At 68.3% G+C, this 1,711-nt stretch carries 1 protein-coding gene; it reads left to right on the top strand.

The window, feature by feature from the left end; genetic code table 11:
- The coding region (locus JK363_RS41195; protein WP_201883452.1) for a type I polyketide synthase at window positions 1-1,711 on the top strand (1,711 nt) is incomplete at both ends.

Genomic DNA, 1,711 nt, shown 5'->3' with positions numbered 1-1,711 from the left:
CTCTCTGGTCGCGCTGCACCTGGCGTGTCAGGCGCTGCGGGCGGGGGAGTGCGAGATGGCCCTCGCCGGGGGTACGACCGTGATGGCCACGCCAGGCATCTTCCAGGAATTCGCACGCCAAGGAGGCCTCGCCGCGGACGGCCGGTGCAAGTCGTTTACGGATGCGGCGGATGGTACGGGGTGGGCTGAGGGTGCCGGGGTGCTGGTGCTGGAGCGTCTGTCGGATGCCCAGCGACTGGGGCATCGGGTGTTGGCGGTGGTGCGGGGTAGCGCGGTGAATCAGGATGGTGCGTCGAATGGTCTGACGGCGCCGAATGGTCCGTCGCAGCAGCGGGTGATTCGGCAGGCTTTGTCGAACGCGGGTCTGTCCCCGTCGGATGTGGATGTCGTCGAGGGGCACGGCACGGGTACGAAGCTCGGTGATCCGATTGAGGCGCACGCGCTGCTGGCCACGTACGGGCAGGGGCGTGAGGGCCGGGACCCGTTGTGGCTGGGGTCTATCAAGTCGAACATTGGCCATCCGCAGGCTGCCGCTGGTGTGGCCGGTTTGATCAAGATGGTCATGGCGTTGCGGGAGCAGCAGCTGCCACGGACCCTGCACGTCGATGCGCCGTCGTCCCATGTGGATTGGGATTCCGGTGCGGTCAGGTTGCTGACCGAGCCGCGCGCGTGGTCGACAGGGAAGCGCACGCGGCGCGCGGGCGTCTCCTCCTTCGGGATCAGCGGGACCAACGCGCACGTGATCATCGAGGAAGCGCCCGCATTCTCCACCGAGGTCGCCCCGCAGTCGCAGACGGATCTGCCGCTGGTGCCGTGGGTGTTGTCCGGCCGGAGTCCGGAAGCTCTGCGCGGGCAGGCCGGTCGATTGGCGGCCTTCCTTGACGAGTGGCCTTCTGGGGAGGGCTTGTCGGCGGTTGATGTGGGCTTCTCGCTGGTGACGACTCGGGCGGCACTCGAGCATCGGGCGGTGCTGCTGGGGGCTGACGCGGGGGTGCTGCGTGAACGCGTGATGGCGCTGGCCGATGGCGACGCCCTGCTGCCGGGGGCGGTGTCGGAGGGTCGGACGGCGTGGATGTTCACCGGTCAGGGCAGTCAGCGTATTGGCATGGGGCGTGAGCTCTACGGCGTGTTCCCGGTGTTCGCGCGTGCCCTGGATGAGATCTGCGGGCACCTTGAAGAGCAGCTCGGTGGCACTGAAGGCTTTGAAGTTCCGCTGCGTAAGGTGCTGTTCGCGACCGCGGGTTCCGCCGAGGCGGCGCTGCTGGATCGCACGGGCTATGCGCAGACGGGGTTGTTTGCGGTGCAGGTGGCGTTGGTGGAGTTGCTGCGTTCGTGGGGGATGCGGCCGGATGTGGTGCTGGGTCACTCGATCGGGGAGCTGGCTGCTGCGTACACCGCTGGGGTGTTCGGTCCGGGTGACGCTGCCCGGCTGGTCGCGGCCCGTGGGCGGTTGATGCAGGCGCTGCCGGAGGGCGGTGCGATGGCGGCCATTGAAGCCACCGAGGCTGAGGTCACGGAGATGCTGACGGGCCTGCCGGATGGTTCGCGGGTGGCGATCGCGGGGGTCAACGGTCCGACTGCCGTCGTCGTCTCCGGTGATGAGGATGCCGTCGAGCAGCTGATGACGATTGCGCGGGCACAGGACCGTCGGGTGTCGCGGCTGCGGGTGAGTCATGCGTTCCATTCGCCGTTGATGGAGCCGATGCTGGCG

Source organism: Streptomyces coffeae (assembly GCF_016741875.1).
GTDB classification, from domain to species: domain Bacteria; phylum Actinomycetota; class Actinomycetes; order Streptomycetales; family Streptomycetaceae; genus Streptomyces; species Streptomyces coffeae.
Note: the sequence above shows the minus strand (reverse complement) of the source record. Positions and strands in the feature narration are given on the sequence as shown.